Origin of the sequence: Streptomyces sp. NPDC016845 (assembly GCF_044332585.1) — a bacterium.
In the GTDB taxonomy this organism is placed as follows: domain Bacteria; phylum Actinomycetota; class Actinomycetes; order Streptomycetales; family Streptomycetaceae; genus Streptomyces.
The window spans coordinates 105168-119608 of the sequence record NZ_JBIRPI010000009.1 but is presented as its reverse complement, the minus strand read 5'-3'; the positions used below and the strand labels follow the sequence as shown (position 1 = coordinate 119608).

Here is a 14441-nt window from a genome sequence, read left to right as displayed (position 1 = left end):
GCCGGTTGTTCCCTCACCCTTTTCCCCTACGGGGTGCGGGCGCAACCTCGGACGCGAGGATTCTGCGGAGGCATCCCAGACATCTGGCACGTTCCGGTCCAAGACTGCCCTGTGAGATACCCAACTCGCCTGCGATTTCACGGTAGGTGAGGTCCTCGGGGGACAGAAGCGCGTTCATGAGGCGCGGGCACCGTCCGGGCAGCCGGCGGATCGCCGCGTACAGCGCGCGGGCGCGTTCCCGGTCCAGGGCGCGGTGCTCGGGGTCCGACCTCTCCCGCTCGGCGGCGCCTTCATCGGCGTACGGGAGTTCTCGCAGGCTGGCGCCGCGCTGGAGGCTCGCCTCGGTGCGGACCGTCGCCGTGAGCCAGGCGGCCGGGTCGGGCGGCGGGCCCTGGGCGGCGAGGTGTTCCAGGAGGCGGACCCAGACGGCCTGTTCGAGGTCGCGGGGTTCGGCGGCGCCGGGCAGTTCGGCGCGGACCTCGGCCGCGAGGAGGGGCCGCAGCGCCTCGATCACCTTGTCGTACGTCATGCCCGGCGGGACGCGGCATCCCCGGCAACGGGTTGCCGGGGATGCCGCGTCTCACTCCAACCGGGGCGAACCGGTCAGCCGTTGACGACGCCTCGCGGGCGGCTCAGCCGTTGAGGAAGTCCTCGCGGGCGAGGAGGCCGGTGTCGCAGTTGTCGGTGAAGATCCCGTCGATGCCGGTGGCGAAGTACGCCTGGAAGGCGCCGAACGCGTCGCCGTAGGCGTTCGGGTCCGTGCCCTTCCTGAAGTCGGCGGGCAGGAAGGTGTTCTCGTTGCGCATCGTGTACGGGTGGAGGATCAGCCCGGCGCGGTGCGCGTCGTTGACCAGGGTGGTCGGCTCCTTGAGCTTGCCCGCCGCGTCCTTGGGGATGATCAGGTCCAGGGTCGGGCCGATGCCCTGCGCGTAGGCCGCGATCTCCTTGAGCCCCTTGGGGGTGATCAGGTCGGCGACGGTGCGCGGGTCGCCGATGTCGACGAAGTCCGCCGGGCGGGAGCCCGCCGTCGAGAGCAGGACGACGAGCGGGTTGGCGACCAGCTTGTTCAGGCGCTGGATGCTCGTCGGCTCGAAGGACTGCAGGAAGGCGGGCGAGTCCTTCTTGTCGAGGCGGTGGGCGCGCAGCAGCTTGGCGAGGCGCTCCTCGAGGCCCAGGCCGAGCTTGCGGAAGTAGGTGGGGTGCTTGGTCTCGACGTGGATCCAGACCTCGCGGCCGCGCTTCTTGCTCTGCGCGGCGCGCCACGTGAGGACCTCTTCGAAGGTGGGTATCTCCCAGCGGCCGTCGTAGAGGGTGTTGTGCTGACGGGTGCCCGGGATGCGCTCCTCGGCGCGGAGCGTCTTCAGCTCGGCGAGCGTGAAGTCCTCGGTGAACCAGCCCGTCGTGGAGACTCCGTCGATGACCTTCGTGGTCTTGCGGCCGGCGAACTCGGGGTGCGCGGACACGTCCGTGGTGCCGCCGATTTCGGGCTCGTGACGGCATACGAGATGGCCGTCCTTGGTGGGGACGATGTCGCCCGCCTCGATGACGTGCGCGCCCATGTCGAGCGCCAGCTGGTACGAGCCCAGGGTGTGCTCGGGGCGGTAGCCGCTGGCACCGCGGTGCGCCACGATCGTGGGCACGGGCAGGCTCTTGTACCCCTTTCCGGAGTGATGTCCGCCACTGTCGCGGTCTGCGGCCGCGGCCACGCCGGGCGCGGCGAACGCTGCGGCGCCCGCGCTCAGCACGGCGGCCCCCAGCAGCGTGCGACGGCCCAGCGCTCCCTCGGCCCGTGACTCCTGCGCGCCCTGCGCCCGCTGTGCCTTCTCGTTCCCCATCAAGCACTCCTCCTGCCGGTGACCGCCTTGCGCCCGTCGGGGCGCGACCGATCGTAGGTGGGCGGAAGTGACGAGGGGGAGACCCCGGACGGAACGTCAGGGTGGTGCGGGATGGATCCTGGGTGTCGTTTTCGCCATGTGCGGGACGTCTGATTCGCGTCAACTGTGCGTTTCAGGTCCGTGAACCCGATGTGCGTGGGGTACCCGCCCGCGAGTATGGTCCTCACCTGCACAGACCCCATCACCCATTCCTTGACACCGGAGGGCCCGTTGTCCCGCTTCGCGTTCATCAAGGCAGTGCTCGGACCGATCATGCGCCTGATGTTCCCCACGCGTGTGGAAGGCGCCGAGAACATTCCGGGCACCGGTCCCGTCATCCTGGCGGGCAACCATCTGACGTTCATCGACTCGATGATCCTGCCGCTCGTCTGCAACCGGCAGGTCTGCTTCATCGGCAAGGACGAGTACGTCACCGGCAAGAGCCTCAAGGGCCGCGCGATGGCCTGGTTCTTCACCGGCGTCGGCATGATCCCGGTCGACCGGGACGGCGCCAACGGCGGCGTCGCCGCGCTCATGACCGGCCGCCGTGTCCTGGAGGAGGGCCGGATCTTCGGCATCTACCCGGAGGGCACCCGCTCCCCCGACGGCCGTCTGTACCGCGGCCGCACCGGCATCGCCCGGCTCACCCTCATGACGGGCGCGCCCGTCGTCCCGTTCGCGATGATCGGCACGGACAAGCTGCAGCCGGGCGGCGCGGGCATGCCGCGCCCCGGCCGGGTCACCGTGCGGTTCGGTGAACCGATGGAGTTCTCCCGCTACGACGGGATGGGCCGCGACCGCTACGTGCTGCGGGCCGTGACGGACTCGGTGATGACGGAGGTCATGCGCCTGTCGGGCCAGGAGTACGTGGACATGTACGCCACGAAGGCGAAGGCCGCGTAAGTCGTTCCGCCAGTGTGAGCCCCGGTCGGTGACCGGGGCTCACACATGTCCGGGTCGGTTCGTCAGGGGCGGGCCACCGGGCCCGGGTCACTTCTCCAGGTGCTGGCCCCTGAGCAGGAACCAGGCCGCGACCGCCGTCGCGAGCAGGACCGCGGCGCCGATGCCCGCCGCGACCTGGAGACCGTCCACGAACGCCGTCCGGGCCGAGGCCAGCAGCGTCTGCGCCTGCTCGGCCGGGAGTGACGAGGACGCCTCGACCGCGCCGCCGAGCGATTCGTGCGCCGCCGACGCCACGTCCGCCGGGGTGCCCGCGGGCGCGGTGAAGCCCGCGTAGACGCCCGTGACGATGGAGCCGAGCAGGGCGATGCCGAGGGCCGCGCCGAGTTCGTACGCCGTCTCGGAGACCGCCGAGGCGGCGCCCGCCTGCTCCTTGGGGACGCTGGAGAGGATCACGTCGGCGGTGACCGTGAAGGAGAAGCCCGCGCCGACGCCGACGACCAGGAGCACCGCGCCGAGCAGCGGGTAGCCCGTGTCCTGGCTCAGCGTCGTGAGCGCGGCGAGGGCCAGGCCGATGGCCGCGAGGCCGCCCGCGACGACGCCCCGCACGGAGAAGCGGCGCGCCACCACTCCGGCGATGAGCCCGGCCACCACCGCGCCGACGGCGGCGGGCAGTTCGGCCATGCCCGCCTCGAACGGCCGCCGCCCCTGCACGAGCTGGAGGAACTGGGAGAGGAAGAAGACAAGGCCGGACAGGCCGAGGACGGTGAGCAGGTCGGCCAGGACCGCCCCCGAGAAGCCGCGCCTGCGGAAGAGCCGCATGTCCAGCAGGGGCGCGCGCAGCGTGAGCTGGCGGCGGACGAACCAGGTGAGCGCCGCGACGCCGAGGACCGCCGACACCGCCACGTCCCAGCGGAAGCCGTGCGCCGCCGCCTCCTTCACCGCGTAGACGACACCGATCATGCCGACGAGGGAGAGCAGGACGCTGACGAGGTCCCAGGGCCCGGGGACCGGGTTCTTCGACTCGGGGATGAGCTTGACGCCGACCACGACGAGGACGGCCATGACGGGCAGGTTGATGAGGAAGACCGAGCCCCACCAGAAGTGTTCGAGCAGGAACCCGCCGACGACCGGGCCGACCGCCGCGCCCGCCGACGCCATGGCGCCCCAGATGCCGACGGCCAGGGAGCGTTCGCGCGGGTCGTGGAAGATGTTGCGGATCAGCGCGAGGGTCGAGGGCATCAGCGTCGCGCCGGCCACGCCGAGCAGGGCGCGCGCGAGGATCATCAGCTCCGGCGAGGTGGCGTACGCGTTGAGGACGGAGACCGCGCCGAACGCGACCGCGCCCACGAGCAGCAGCTTCTTGCGGCCGATGCGGTCGCCGAGGCTGCCCATGGAGACGAGGAGTCCGGCGATGACGAACGAGTAGACGTCGCCGATCCACAGCAGCTGCGTGCCGGACGGCTTCAGGTCCTCGCTGATGTACGGGGTCGCGAGGCCGAGGACCGTCGCGTCGACGGCGACGAGCAGCACCGCGAGCACGAGGACGCTGAGCGCGAGCCACCGTGCGGGGCGCGACACCACCTCCGCCTCGGGGGTGTGCTGCTTCGTGCTTGTCATGGTTCCACTCTCCGTCGTGCGCCGCCGAGCAGCAGCTCGGCGATCATGTAGGTGAAGTCCTTCGCGGCCACCCGTCCGTCCTGCACGGCCCAGGCGCCGCTGCCGATGAGGCCGTAGAGCGCCTCGGTCAGCCATACGGGCGTCAGGTCGATCCGGAACTCGCCCGCTTCCTGGCCGCGCCGGAACAGTGCCGCTATCCGGGCGTCCAGGCGGGCCCAGCCCTCGTTCATCCCGTCGCCCTCGAAGAGCTGGTTCTCGGTGACGAGGAAGGCGAGGAGCGGGGCCGCGTCCTCCATCGCGCCGATGAGCCGGCGCAGCGCGTCCTCGGCCCGGTCCTCGTCGAGGCGGGCCCGGTCGAGCGCGGTCTCGCACTCGCGGATGCCGAGGTCCTCCAGGGCGCGGACGAGGGCGTCGCGGCCGGCGAACTGGCGGTGCAGGGTGGCGCGGCTGATACCGGCGGCCCGTGCGACCTCGTCCATCGTGGCCGTGGACTTGCGGGTGAGCAGGGCGGCGGCGCTGCGCAGCACCTGTTCGCGATCGACTGGCATGAGACGAGAGTAACGCATGTGAGACATCAACGTCTCACCGTGCGCGTGCGGGGGCCGCCGCGTCACTCCGGTGGCCGCCCCGTTCACCCGGTGTTACGACTGGCAGCAGTGAGTCCAGCGGGTTCGTGGGAGGTACGGGCATGGGGTGCTGCGTCTTCGCGGCGATGGCGGCGATCGGGCCGCGGGTCGCGCTCGTTCTCGCCTGGCTGTTCACGAACGTCGTGGACCGCGCCTTCACCGGCAGGCTGCTGCCGTTCCTCGGGCTGCTCTTCGTGCCGTGGACGACCCTCGCCTACGTCTTCGCGTACGCCCCGGTCGTCGGGGTGCGGGGCATCGGCTGGTTCGTGGTGCTGATCGGGCTGCTGCTCGACATGTCCAGTTACGGGAGCGGGGCGCGGTCCCGGCGCTGAGCCCGGGGCGCGCACAGCAGCGGGCCCGGCCCGTCCGCGTACGGACGAACCGGGCCCTGCCCTGCCCTGCCTGCCTGCCTGTTACGGCTGCTTCTTGGCGTCGGCCCAAGTCCGCTGCACCGTCAGGTCTTGCTTGACCTCGGCGAGCTGGACGGCGACCGCGCTCGGTGCGGTGCCGCCGCGGCCGGAGCGGGAGGCGAGCGCCCCCGCCACGTTCAGCACCGTACGGACCTCGGGGGTGAGGTGCTCGGAGATCTTCGCGAACTGGTCGTCGGTCAGCTCGTCGAGCTCCTTGTCCTCGGACTCGGCGACCTTGACGCACTCGCCCGCGACCTCGTGCGCGACACGGAACGGCACGCCCTGCTTGACCAGCCACTCGGCGATGTCCGTGGCGAGCGAGAAGCCGGCCGGGGCCAGCTCCTCCATCCGCTGCCGGTTGACCGTGAGCGTGGCCATCATGCCGGTGAACGCCGGGAGCAGGACCTCCAGTTGGTCGCAGGAGTCGAAGACCGGCTCCTTGTCCTCCTGGAGGTCGCGGTTGTAGGCGAGCGGGAGGGCCTTGAGGGTCGCCATCAGGCCGGTGAGGTTGCCCACGAGGCGGCCGGACTTGCCGCGCGCCAGCTCGGCGATGTCCGGGTTCTTCTTCTGCGGCATGATCGAGGAACCGGTGGAGAAGGCGTCGTGCAGGGTGACGAAGGAGAACTCCTTCGTGTTCCAGATGATGACCTCCTCCGCGATGCGGGAGAGGTTGACGCCGATCATCGCCGTGATGAACGCGAACTCGGCGACGAAGTCCCGCGAGGCCGTCCCGTCGATGGAGTTGGCGGCGGAGCCGTGCTCGAAGCCGAGGTCCGCCGCGACCGCCTCCGGGTCGAGGCCGAGCGAGGAGCCCGCGAGCGCGCCCGAGCCGTACGGGGAGACCGCCGTGCGCTCGTCCCACTGGCGCAGCCTCTCGGCGTCCCGGGACAGGGACTGGACGTGGGCCAGGACGTGGTGGGCGAAGAGCACCGGCTGGGCGTGCTGGAGGTGGGTACGCCCCGGCATGGCGGTGTCCGGGTGCGCCTCGGCGAGACCGACCAGCGCCTCCTGGAGATCGGCGATCAGGCCGCCGATGATCCGGGCGTGGTCGCGCAGGTACATCCGGAAGAGCGTCGCCACCTGGTCGTTGCGCGAGCGGCCCGCGCGCAGCTTGCCGCCGAGGTCCGGTCCGAGGCGCTCCAGGAGGCCGCGCTCCAGGGCGGTGTGCACGTCCTCGTCGGCGATGGTGCCGACGAAGGAGCCGTCCGCGACATCGGCCTCGAGCTGGTCGAGACCCCCGATCATGCGGGTCAGCTCGTCCTGGGTGAGCAGCTCCGCCTTGTGCAGCACGCGCGCGTGGGCGCGGGAGCCCGCGATGTCGTACGGGGCGAGGCGCCAGTCGAAGTGGACGGAGGCGGAGAGTTTCGCCAGGGCCTCGGCGGGGCCGTCGGCGAACCGGCCGCCCCAGAGGCGGACATCGCCGGTGTTGCTGCTCACGTGCTGCTCCTCAAGCCGGTCCGGTAGCGGTCCAGTGTCGCTGTGCATGATTATGCAAGGTTCCGTATGAATCGTCAACGCGACCGGCGGCAGGGGCCATAATCCCGGCATGGGTAAAAGCTACGAACGCATAGACGGTCGCCTGCGCACCTTCATCGAGTCCCAGCCGGTCTTCTTCACCGCCACGGCGCCGCTCGACGGCGACGGCACGGTCAACCTCTCCCCCAAGGGCCTCACGGGCTCCTTCGCCGTGGTCGACGAAGTGACCGTCGCCTACCTGGACTTCGCCGGTTCCAACGCGGAGACCATCGCCCACCTCCGCGAGAACGGCCGGATCACGCTCATGTGGTGCGCCTTCCAGGGCCCGCCCAACATCGTCCGGGTGCACGGGCGCGGCGAGCCCGTCTTCCGCGACGACCCGCGCTTCACCGGACTCCTGGCCCACTTCCCCGGCATCGACCCGACGCCGCACGGCCTGCGCGCCGTCATCCTCGTACGGGCCGAACTGATCCGGGACACCTGCGGGTACGCGGTGCCGTTCATGACGTACGACGAGGACCGCGATCTGCACGGCAAGCGGTTCGCGCGCGAGGACGACGCCTCACTCGACGCGTACTTCAAGAAGAAGGATCACGTCGAGTCCAGCCTGGACGGACTACCGGGGCTGCCGTTGCCGCTGCCGCCCGCTACGTTCTGAGCCATGCGTCCCTCACGAGCAGGTATCGCGAGCGCCGTGGCCGTCTGCGTCGTGCTCGGCGCCGCGCCCTCCGCCTCGCCCGCCGCCGCCCCGCTGCCCGCCCGCATGGCGGACACGGGCGGCGGCAGCCAGCTGATCACCGCGGAGGCGCCGCGGACGTCGTCGACGAGTGGCACCGTCACCTGGTGGAACCGGCTGTCGGACGGTCGCTGGGTGAAGGCCGGTTCCGCGCGGGCGCGGTTCGGCGCGAAGGGGCTCGTCGAGGGGGTCCGGCGCAAGCAGGGCACGAACACGACGCCGACCGGGCTCTACACGCTGCCGTTCGCGTTCGGCAACGCGGCGGCCCCGGCAGGCACCTCGGTCTCGTACCGCCGGGTGCGCTCCACCTCCTGGTGGTGCGAGGACAACCGCTCGCGCTCCTACAACCGGTGGACCGATCCGCGCCCGCGCGACTGCCGCGCCGCCGAGTCCGAGCGGCTCGCGTCCTACCCGGCCCAGTACGCGCACGCCCTGGTCACCGGCTTCAACTACCGGCGCCCGGTGCGCGGCCGGGGCGCCGGGATCTTCCTGCACGTCAACGGGCGGGCGGCGACGGCGGGCTGCGTCTCCGTGCCCAGGGCCGACATGCGGCGGATCCTGCGGTGGGTACGGCCGGGCAGGGCGCCGCACATCGCGATCGGGACGACGGGCGGGGCGACGGCGCTGACCCGGTACTGAGGCGCCTGCACCACGGCCGGGCAATACGGCACCACGGCCGGGCAATACGGATGTAGCGACCACATATCGAGACGCGATTGCGTCCGCGCAGGTCCACGGCGTTGCATCGCCCTGTGCACAGCGAAACCGAACACACGACCCCCACCTCCCCCGAGACCGGGACGCCGTCCGGAGCGAGCGGGTCCGCCGACCGGGCGGCCCGGCTCGCGGTCACCGTCTTCCCCGTACTCGTCCTCGTCGCGGGCGCGCTGGGGCTCGCCACCCCGGACACCTTCGCCGGATGGGGCACGAACGTGCCCTACCTCCTCGGCGTCGTGATGTTCTGCATGGGCCTCACCATGACGATGGGCGACTTCAAGGGCGTCGCCCAGCGCCCGTGGGCCGTGGGGCTCGGGCTCGTCGCGCACTACGTGATCATGCCGGGGCTCGGCTGGGTCATCGCCCACGCGCTCGGCCTCTCGCCGCAGCTCGCGGCCGGCGTCATCCTCGTCGGCTGCGCGCCGAGCGGCACCGCGTCCAACGTCGTGACCTACCTGGCGCGCGGTGACGTCGCCCTGTCGGTCTCCGTCGCCACCGTCTCCACCGTGCTCGCGCCGCTGATCACGCCGCCGCTGACGCTGCTGCTCGCGGGCGCGTACCTGCCGGTGGACGCCGGGTCGATGATGACGGACATCCTGAAGACCGTGTTGCTCCCGGTCCTCGCGGGCCTGGTCGTGCGGTTGCTGCTCAGCCGCTACGTGGACCGGGTCCTGAAGGTGCTGCCGTGGCTCTCCGCGCTGACCATCGCCGTGATCGTGGCGGTGGTGGTGGCGGGCAGCGCCGAGACCATCAAGTCGGCCGCGGCCCTGGTGCTCGTCGCCGTGGTCCTGCACAACGGGCTCGGGCTCGCACTCGGCTACGGCGCCGGCAAGGTCGCCCGGCTCGGGCCGCCCGCGTCGCGCGCGATGGCGTTCGAGGTCGGCATGCAGAACTCCGGGCTCGCCGCCTCCCTGGCCACGGCCCACTTCAGCCCGCTGGCCGCGCTGCCCGCCGCGGTGTTCTCCGTGTGGCACAACGTGTCCGGGGCGCTTGTCGCGGCGTGGATGTCATATCGGGCCCGGCGTTCCGACGTCTCCGAGCAGGGCTGACTCGCCGCCGGGGCTGAGGCCACGGGGCTCTGCCCCGGGCCCCGCTCCTCAGCCGCCGGAAGGGCTTCATGTGCCGGACCGGCGCTGATCACAGCTGGAGAGGCCGGATTCAGTGGTCGTTCTGTGCCAGGCGCAGCAGATGTTCCGCCAGGGACTGGCCGCCCTCCGGGTCCCTGCTGATCAGCATCAGCGTGTCGTCGCCCGCGATCGTGCCGAGGATGACGTGGAGTTCGGCCTGGTCGATCGCGGAGGCGAGGAACTGGGCGGCGCCCGGCGGTGTGCGGAGCACCACCAGGTTCGCCGACGCCTCCGCCGAGATGAGCAGCTCACCGGCGAGGCGGCGCATCCGCTCCTCCTTGGCCGACTCGCCGAGCGGCGCCTGCGGGGTGCGGAAGCCGCCCTCACTGGGCACGGCGTAGATCAGCTCGCCGCCGGTGTTGCGGATCTTGACCGCGCCCAGTTCGTCCAGGTCACGGGAGAGCGTGGCCTGGGTGACGTTGAGCCCGTCGTCGGCGAGCAGCTTCGCCAACTGGCTCTGGGAGCGCACCGGCTGCCGGTTGAGGATGTCCACGATCCGGCGGTGACGCGCGGTGCGCGTCTGCGGCACGGCGGGGCCATGGGGCGTCTGCGCCAGTGCGGCGTTGATCGCGGCCCGCTCGTCGTTCGCTGCCCGCTCCGCTTTGCTGCTCATCGTCGTCGTCCCATTCCTCAGGTTCCTGCTTCCCCGTCGGCCGCGGCCGTGTCCAGGACGGCGGGCAGCGCCGCGAGGAACGCGTCCGCTTCGGCGTCGGTCAGGTTCAGCGGCGGCATGAGCCTGATGACGTCGGGTGCGGGCGCGTTGACCAGGAGGCCCGCGTCCTGGGCCGCCTGCTGCACCTTCGGTGCGCGCGGCCCGGTGAGCACGATACCCAGCAGGAGGCCCGCGCCCCTGACATGGCTGACCAGCGGGTGGCCGAGCGATTCGATTCCGGCCTTGAGCCTCTCGCTCACGCGCTTGGTGTTGGCGAGCAGGTCCTCGGCGGCGATGGTGTCGAGGACGGCGAGCCCGGCGGCGCAGACGACAGGGTTGCCGCCGAACGTCGTGCCGTGCTGGCCGGGCTTCAGCAGCTTCGCCGCTTCGCCGAAGGCGATGGTCGCGCCGAGCGGCAGTCCGCCGCCGAGCCCCTTGGCGAGGGTGACGACGTCCGGGTCGATGCCTTCCTCGGCCTGGTACGCGAACCAGTGGCCGGTCCGGCCGACGCCGGTCTGCACCTCGTCGAGGACGAGCAGGGTGCCGGTGGCGCGGGTGATCTCCCGGGCCGCCTTGAGGTAGCCGTCGCCCGGCATCACGACGCCGTTCTCGCCCTGGATGGGCTCGATGATGACGAAGGCGGTCTCTTCGGTGACGGCCGCCCGGAGTGCGTCCACGTCCCCGTACGGGACATGGGTGACGTCGCCGGGCAGCGGGGTGAAGCCGTCCTGCTTGCCGGGCTGGCCGGTGAGGGCGAGGGCGCCCATGGTGCGGCCGTGGAAGCCGCCGGTCGTGGCGACCATGTGGCGGCGGCCGGTGAGCCGGCCGATCTTGAACGCGCCCTCGTTGGCCTCGGCGCCCGAGTTGCAGAAGAAGACGGCGCCGTCCCGGCCGAAGAGCTGGAGCAGCCGCTCGGCGAGGGCGACGGGCGGCTCGGCGACGAAGAGGTTCGAGACGTGGCCGAGGGAGGCGATCTGGGTGGAGACCGCTTCGACGACCGCCGGGTGGGCGTGGCCGAGCGCGTTGACCGCGATGCCGCCGACGAAGTCCAGGTACTCCTTGCCGTCGGCGTCCCAGACCTTGGCGCCGGCGCCCTTGGCCAGGGGCAGCCGGGGGGTGCCGTAGTTGTTCATCAGGGCGCCCTGCCAGCGTGACGTCAGAGCTGCGTTCTTGGCGTGCTCGCTCATACCTCGGTCTCCCCCTCCGCGTCCGGCACGACCATCGTGCCGATGCCTTCGTCCGTGAAAATCTCCAGCAGGATCGAGTGCTGGACCCGGCCGTCGATGACGCGGGCGGTGTGCACGCCGTTGCGCACGGCGTACAGGCAGCCCTCCATCTTCGGCACCATGCCGCTCGCCAGGTCGGGGAGCAGCTTCTCGAGTTCGGTGGCGGTGAGCCGGCTGATGACCTCGTCGGAGTGGGGCCAGTCCTCGTAGAGGCCCTCGACGTCGGTCAGGACCATCAGCGTCTCGGCGTCCAGCGCAGCAGCGAGTGCCGCAGCCGCCGTATCAGCATTGACGTTGTAGACATGGTGGTCGTCCTGGGAGCGGGCGATCGAGGAGACGACCGGGATGCGGCCGTCGGCGAGCAGGGCCTCGATGGCGCCGGTGTCGATCTCGGTGATCTCGCCGACGCGGCCGATGTCGACCAGCTCGCCCTCGATGCGGGGCTGGTGCTTGGTGGCGGTGATGGTGTGCGCGTCCTCGCCGGTGAGGCCGACGGCGAGCGGGCCGTGCTGGTTGAGCAGGCCGACGAGCTCGCGCTGGACCTGTCCGGCGAGCACCATCCGTACGACGTCCATGGCGTCCTCGGTGGTGACGCGCAGGCCCGCCTTGAACTCGCTGACGATGCCGTGCCGGTCGAGCGCCTTGCTGATCTGCGGGCCGCCGCCGTGCACGACGACGGGCTTGAGCCCGGCGTGGTGCAGGAAGACGACGTCCTGCGCGAAGGCGGCTTTCAGCTCCTCGTCCACCATCGCGTTCCCGCCGAACTTGATGACGACGGTCTTGCCGTGGTGGCGGGTCAGCCAGGGCAGCGCCTCGATGAGGGTGCGGGCCTTGGGCAGCGCGGTGTGCTTCCGCGCGGTGGGCTGCTCCTGAGACCCCTTCTGGGCCTGGGTCCCGCTCATGACGAGTACGCGCTGTTCTCGTGGACGTAGTCGGCGGTCAGGTCGTTCGTCCAGATGGTGGCCGTCTCGGTGCCGGCGGCGAGGTCGGCGGTGACGGTGACCTCGCGGAAGCGCATGTCGACCTTGTCGCGGTCCTCGCCGACGCCGCCGTTCTTGCAGACCCATACGCCGTTGATCGCGACGTTCAACCGGTCCGGTTCGAAGGCGGCCTTCGTGGTGCCGATGGCGGACAGGACGCGGCCCCAGTTGGGGTCCTCGCCGTGGATGGCGCACTTGAGGAGGTTGTTGCGGGCGATGGAGCGGCCCACCTCCACGGCGTCCTCCTCGCTCGCCGCGTTGACGACCTCGACCTTGATGTCCTTGCTGGCGCCCTCGGCGTCGCCGATGAGCTGGCGGCCGAGGTCGTCGCAGACGGTGCGGACGGCTTCGGCGAACTCGGCGTACTCGGGCGTCACTCCGGCGGCACCGGAGGCGAGCAGCAGCACCGTGTCGTTGGTGGACATGCAGCCGTCGGAGTCGACCCGGTCGAAGGTGAGGCGGGTGGCGTCGCGCAGCGCCTTGTCCAGGGTCTCGCTGTCGAGGTCGGCGTCGGTGGTGAGGACGACGAGCATCGTGGCGAGGCCGGGGGCGAGCATGCCCGCGCCCTTGGCCATGCCGCCGACGGTCCAGCCGGCCCCCTCGTACACGGCGGTCTTGTGCACGGTGTCGGTGGTCTTGATGGCGATGGCGGCCTTCTCGCCGCCGTGCTCGGAGAGCTTGCCCGCGGCGATGTCGATCCCGGGGAGCAGTCTGTCCATGGGGAGCAGGACGCCGATGAGGCCGGTGGAGGCGACGGCCACCTCCCCCGCGTTCAGGCCGAGGACCTCGGCGGCCTTCTCCGCGGTGGCGTGCGTGTCCTGGAAGCCCTTCGGCCCCGTACAGGCGTTGGCGCCGCCGGAGTTGAGGACGACGGCCGAGACGAGGCCGCCCTTGAGGACCTGCTCGGACCAGAGGACGGGGGCGGCCTTGACGCGGTTGGAGGTGAAGACGCCCGCGGCGGCCAGGCGGGGGCCGCGGTTGACCACGAGGGCCAGGTCCGGGTTCCCGCTCTCCTTGATCCCGGCGGCGATGCCCGCGGCCTGGAACCCCTTGGCTGCCGTCACACTCACGGCGCGACTCCGATCGTCGAGAGCCCCGTGGTCTCATCCAGACCCAGGGCGATGTTCATGGACTGCAGGGCGCCGCCGGCGGTGCCCTTGGTGAGGTTGTCGATGGCGCTGATGACGATGACGCGGCCGGCCGCCTCGTCGTACGCGATCTGGATCTGCACGGCGTTCGACCCGTACACGGCGGCCGTGGCGGGCCACTGCCCCTCGGGCAGCAGCTCCACGAACGGCTCGTCGGCGTACGCCTTCTCGTACGCGGCGCGTACGGTCTCGGCGGTGACGCCCGGGGCGGCCTTGGCGCTGCACGTGGCGAGGATGCCGCGCGGCATCGGCGCGAGCGTCGGCGTGAAGGAGACGGAGACCCGCTCCCCGGCGGCCGCGCTGAGGTTCTGGATCATCTCGGGGGTGTGCCGGTGCCCGCCGCCGACGCCGTAGGGCGTCATGTTCCCCATGACCTCGCTGCCGAGGAGGTGGGGCTTGGCCGCCTTGCCCGCGCCGGAGGTGCCGGACGCGGCGACGACGACGGCCTCGCTCTCCACGAGCCCCGCCCCGTAGGCGGGGAAGAGGGCGAGGGAGACGGCGGTGGGGTAGCAGCCGGGGACCGCGATGCGCTTGGTCCCCTCCAGCGCGGCGCGGCCGCCCGGTAGCTCGGGCAGCCCGTAGGGCCAGGTCCCGGCGTGCGGGCTGCCGTAGAACTTCTCCCAGTCCGCCGCGTCCTTCAGCCGGAAGTCGGCGCCCATGTCGACGACGAGGACGTCCGGGCCGAGCTGTTCGGCGACGGCCGCGGACTGCCCGTGCGGCAGCGCGAGGAAGACGACATCGTGCCCGGCGAGTACCTCGGGGGTGGTTTCCTGGAGGACGCGGCCGGCGAGCGGGCGCAGGTGTGGCTGCAGCGCGCCGAGCCGCTGCCCCGCGTTCGAGTTGCCCGTCAGGGCGCCGATCTCCACCTCGGGGTGGGCGAGCAGCAGGCGCAGCACTTCGCCGCCCGCGTACCCACTCGCTCCCGCAACCGCAGCGCGTACCGCCATGG

General features: G+C 71.6%; 15 protein-coding genes. 5 read left to right on the top strand and 10 right to left on the bottom strand.

From position 1 onward, the window contains the following. Positions 1-13 precede the first annotated feature (13 nt). Positions 14-529: a sigma-70 family RNA polymerase sigma factor gene (locus ACH4RC_RS22950; RefSeq protein WP_398203857.1), complete on the bottom strand. Its 516-nt coding sequence runs from the start codon at positions 527-529 to the stop codon at positions 14-16. A 103-nt stretch (positions 530-632) separates the two neighbouring features. Beyond that, positions 633-1835, bottom strand: a complete 1203-nt coding sequence (locus ACH4RC_RS22945) for a glycerophosphodiester phosphodiesterase (RefSeq protein ID WP_398203854.1) — start codon at positions 1833-1835, stop codon at positions 633-635. 189 nt (positions 1836-2024) lie between these two features. On the opposite strand from ACH4RC_RS22945, the gene ACH4RC_RS22940 reads away from it, so the two are divergent. Continuing rightward, the gene (locus tag ACH4RC_RS22940) at positions 2025-2777 is read left to right on the top strand and encodes a lysophospholipid acyltransferase family protein (protein ID WP_398204189.1); all 753 of its coding nucleotides are present in this window, start codon (positions 2025-2027) and stop codon (positions 2775-2777) included. Positions 2778-2864: 87 nt separating this feature from the next. Here the strand turns inward: ACH4RC_RS22940 and ACH4RC_RS22935 are convergent, their stop codons facing one another. Further along, positions 2865-4394, bottom strand: coding sequence for an MFS transporter (locus tag ACH4RC_RS22935; RefSeq protein WP_398203851.1), 1530 nt, complete (start codon positions 4392-4394; stop codon positions 2865-2867). Beyond that, the gene (locus ACH4RC_RS22930) at positions 4391-4942 is read right to left on the bottom strand and encodes a TetR/AcrR family transcriptional regulator (RefSeq protein WP_398203849.1); all 552 of its coding nucleotides are present in this window, start codon (positions 4940-4942) and stop codon (positions 4391-4393) included. The genes ACH4RC_RS22935 and ACH4RC_RS22930 overlap by 4 nt, the downstream gene beginning before the upstream one ends. Before the next feature lie 140 nt (positions 4943-5082). Here ACH4RC_RS22930 and ACH4RC_RS22925 point away from each other — a divergent pair, with 140 nt between their 5' ends. Then, a complete protein-coding gene (locus ACH4RC_RS22925; protein WP_394435452.1) occupies positions 5083-5352 on the top strand; it encodes a hypothetical protein in 270 nt (89 codons plus the stop codon). An 81-nt stretch (positions 5353-5433) separates the two neighbouring features. Here ACH4RC_RS22925 and argH read toward each other — a convergent pair whose 3' ends face one another. After that, the gene (gene argH, locus ACH4RC_RS22920) at positions 5434-6867 is read right to left on the bottom strand and encodes an argininosuccinate lyase (protein ID WP_398203846.1); all 1434 of its coding nucleotides are present in this window, start codon (positions 6865-6867) and stop codon (positions 5434-5436) included. 109 nt (positions 6868-6976) lie between these two features. Here argH and ACH4RC_RS22915 point away from each other — a divergent pair, with 109 nt between their 5' ends. From ACH4RC_RS22915 to ACH4RC_RS22905, 3 genes are all read left to right on the top strand, one after another. After that, positions 6977-7564: a pyridoxamine 5'-phosphate oxidase family protein gene (locus ACH4RC_RS22915; protein ID WP_398203843.1), complete on the top strand. Its 588-nt coding sequence runs from the start codon at positions 6977-6979 to the stop codon at positions 7562-7564. 3 nt (positions 7565-7567) lie between these two features. Continuing rightward, positions 7568-8281: a L,D-transpeptidase gene (locus tag ACH4RC_RS22910; RefSeq protein ID WP_398203841.1), complete on the top strand. Its 714-nt coding sequence runs from the start codon at positions 7568-7570 to the stop codon at positions 8279-8281. A gap of 113 nt (positions 8282-8394) precedes the next feature. Further along, the gene (locus tag ACH4RC_RS22905; RefSeq protein WP_398203838.1) at positions 8395-9408 is read left to right on the top strand and encodes a bile acid:sodium symporter family protein; all 1014 of its coding nucleotides are present in this window, start codon (positions 8395-8397) and stop codon (positions 9406-9408) included. 109 nt (positions 9409-9517) lie between these two features. Here ACH4RC_RS22905 and ACH4RC_RS22900 read toward each other — a convergent pair whose 3' ends face one another. The 5 genes from ACH4RC_RS22900 to argC are packed head-to-tail and all read right to left on the bottom strand — an operon-like array spanning position 9518 to position 14439. Further along, positions 9518-10099: an arginine repressor gene (locus ACH4RC_RS22900; RefSeq protein ID WP_398203835.1), complete on the bottom strand. Its 582-nt coding sequence runs from the start codon at positions 10097-10099 to the stop codon at positions 9518-9520. 17 nt (positions 10100-10116) lie between these two features. Continuing rightward, a complete protein-coding gene (locus tag ACH4RC_RS22895; RefSeq protein ID WP_398203833.1) occupies positions 10117-11325 on the bottom strand; it encodes an acetylornithine transaminase in 1209 nt (402 codons plus the stop codon). Beyond that, positions 11322-12266, bottom strand: a complete 945-nt coding sequence (gene argB / locus ACH4RC_RS22890) for an acetylglutamate kinase (protein ID WP_398203830.1) — start codon at positions 12264-12266, stop codon at positions 11322-11324. Before argB ends, ACH4RC_RS22895 begins: the two co-directional genes overlap by 4 nt. Then, positions 12263-13414 (bottom strand): bifunctional glutamate N-acetyltransferase/amino-acid acetyltransferase ArgJ, encoded by a 1152-nt coding sequence (gene argJ, locus ACH4RC_RS22885; protein WP_398203827.1) that lies wholly within the window; start codon positions 13412-13414, stop codon positions 12263-12265. Before argJ ends, argB begins: the two co-directional genes overlap by 4 nt. Next, positions 13411-14439, bottom strand: a complete 1029-nt coding sequence (gene argC / locus ACH4RC_RS22880; protein ID WP_398203824.1) for an N-acetyl-gamma-glutamyl-phosphate reductase — start codon at positions 14437-14439, stop codon at positions 13411-13413. Before argC ends, argJ begins: the two co-directional genes overlap by 4 nt. Between the last annotated feature and the right edge of the window lie 2 nt (positions 14440-14441).

Bases quoted from the DNA above. Each gene is read 5' to 3' on its own strand.
- ACH4RC_RS22915 (WP_398203843.1), top strand. From the start codon at position 6,977: ATGGGTAAAAGCTACGAACGCATAGACGGTCGCCTGCGCACCTTCATC.
- ACH4RC_RS22935 (WP_398203851.1), bottom strand. From the start codon at position 4,394: ATGACAAGCACGAAGCAGCACACCCCCGAGGCGGAGGTGGTGTCGCGC.
- ACH4RC_RS22945 (WP_398203854.1), bottom strand. From the start codon at position 1,835: ATGGGGAACGAGAAGGCACAGCGGGCGCAGGGCGCGCAGGAGTCACGG.
- ACH4RC_RS22900 (WP_398203835.1), bottom strand. From the start codon at position 10,099: ATGAGCAGCAAAGCGGAGCGGGCAGCGAACGACGAGCGGGCCGCGATC.
- ACH4RC_RS22895 (WP_398203833.1), bottom strand. From the start codon at position 11,325: ATGAGCGAGCACGCCAAGAACGCAGCTCTGACGTCACGCTGGCAGGGC.
- argC (WP_398203824.1), bottom strand. From the start codon at position 14,439: ATGGCGGTACGCGCTGCGGTTGCGGGAGCGAGTGGGTACGCGGGCGGC.
- ACH4RC_RS22950 (WP_398203857.1), bottom strand. From the start codon at position 529: ATGACGTACGACAAGGTGATCGAGGCGCTGCGGCCCCTCCTCGCGGCC.
- ACH4RC_RS22930 (WP_398203849.1), bottom strand. From the start codon at position 4,942: ATGCCAGTCGATCGCGAACAGGTGCTGCGCAGCGCCGCCGCCCTGCTC.
- ACH4RC_RS22940 (WP_398204189.1), top strand. From the start codon at position 2,025: ATGTGCGTGGGGTACCCGCCCGCGAGTATGGTCCTCACCTGCACAGAC.
- ACH4RC_RS22910 (WP_398203841.1), top strand. From the start codon at position 7,568: ATGCGTCCCTCACGAGCAGGTATCGCGAGCGCCGTGGCCGTCTGCGTC.
- argB (WP_398203830.1), bottom strand. From the start codon at position 12,266: ATGAGCGGGACCCAGGCCCAGAAGGGGTCTCAGGAGCAGCCCACCGCG.
- ACH4RC_RS22925 (WP_394435452.1), top strand. From the start codon at position 5,083: ATGGGGTGCTGCGTCTTCGCGGCGATGGCGGCGATCGGGCCGCGGGTC.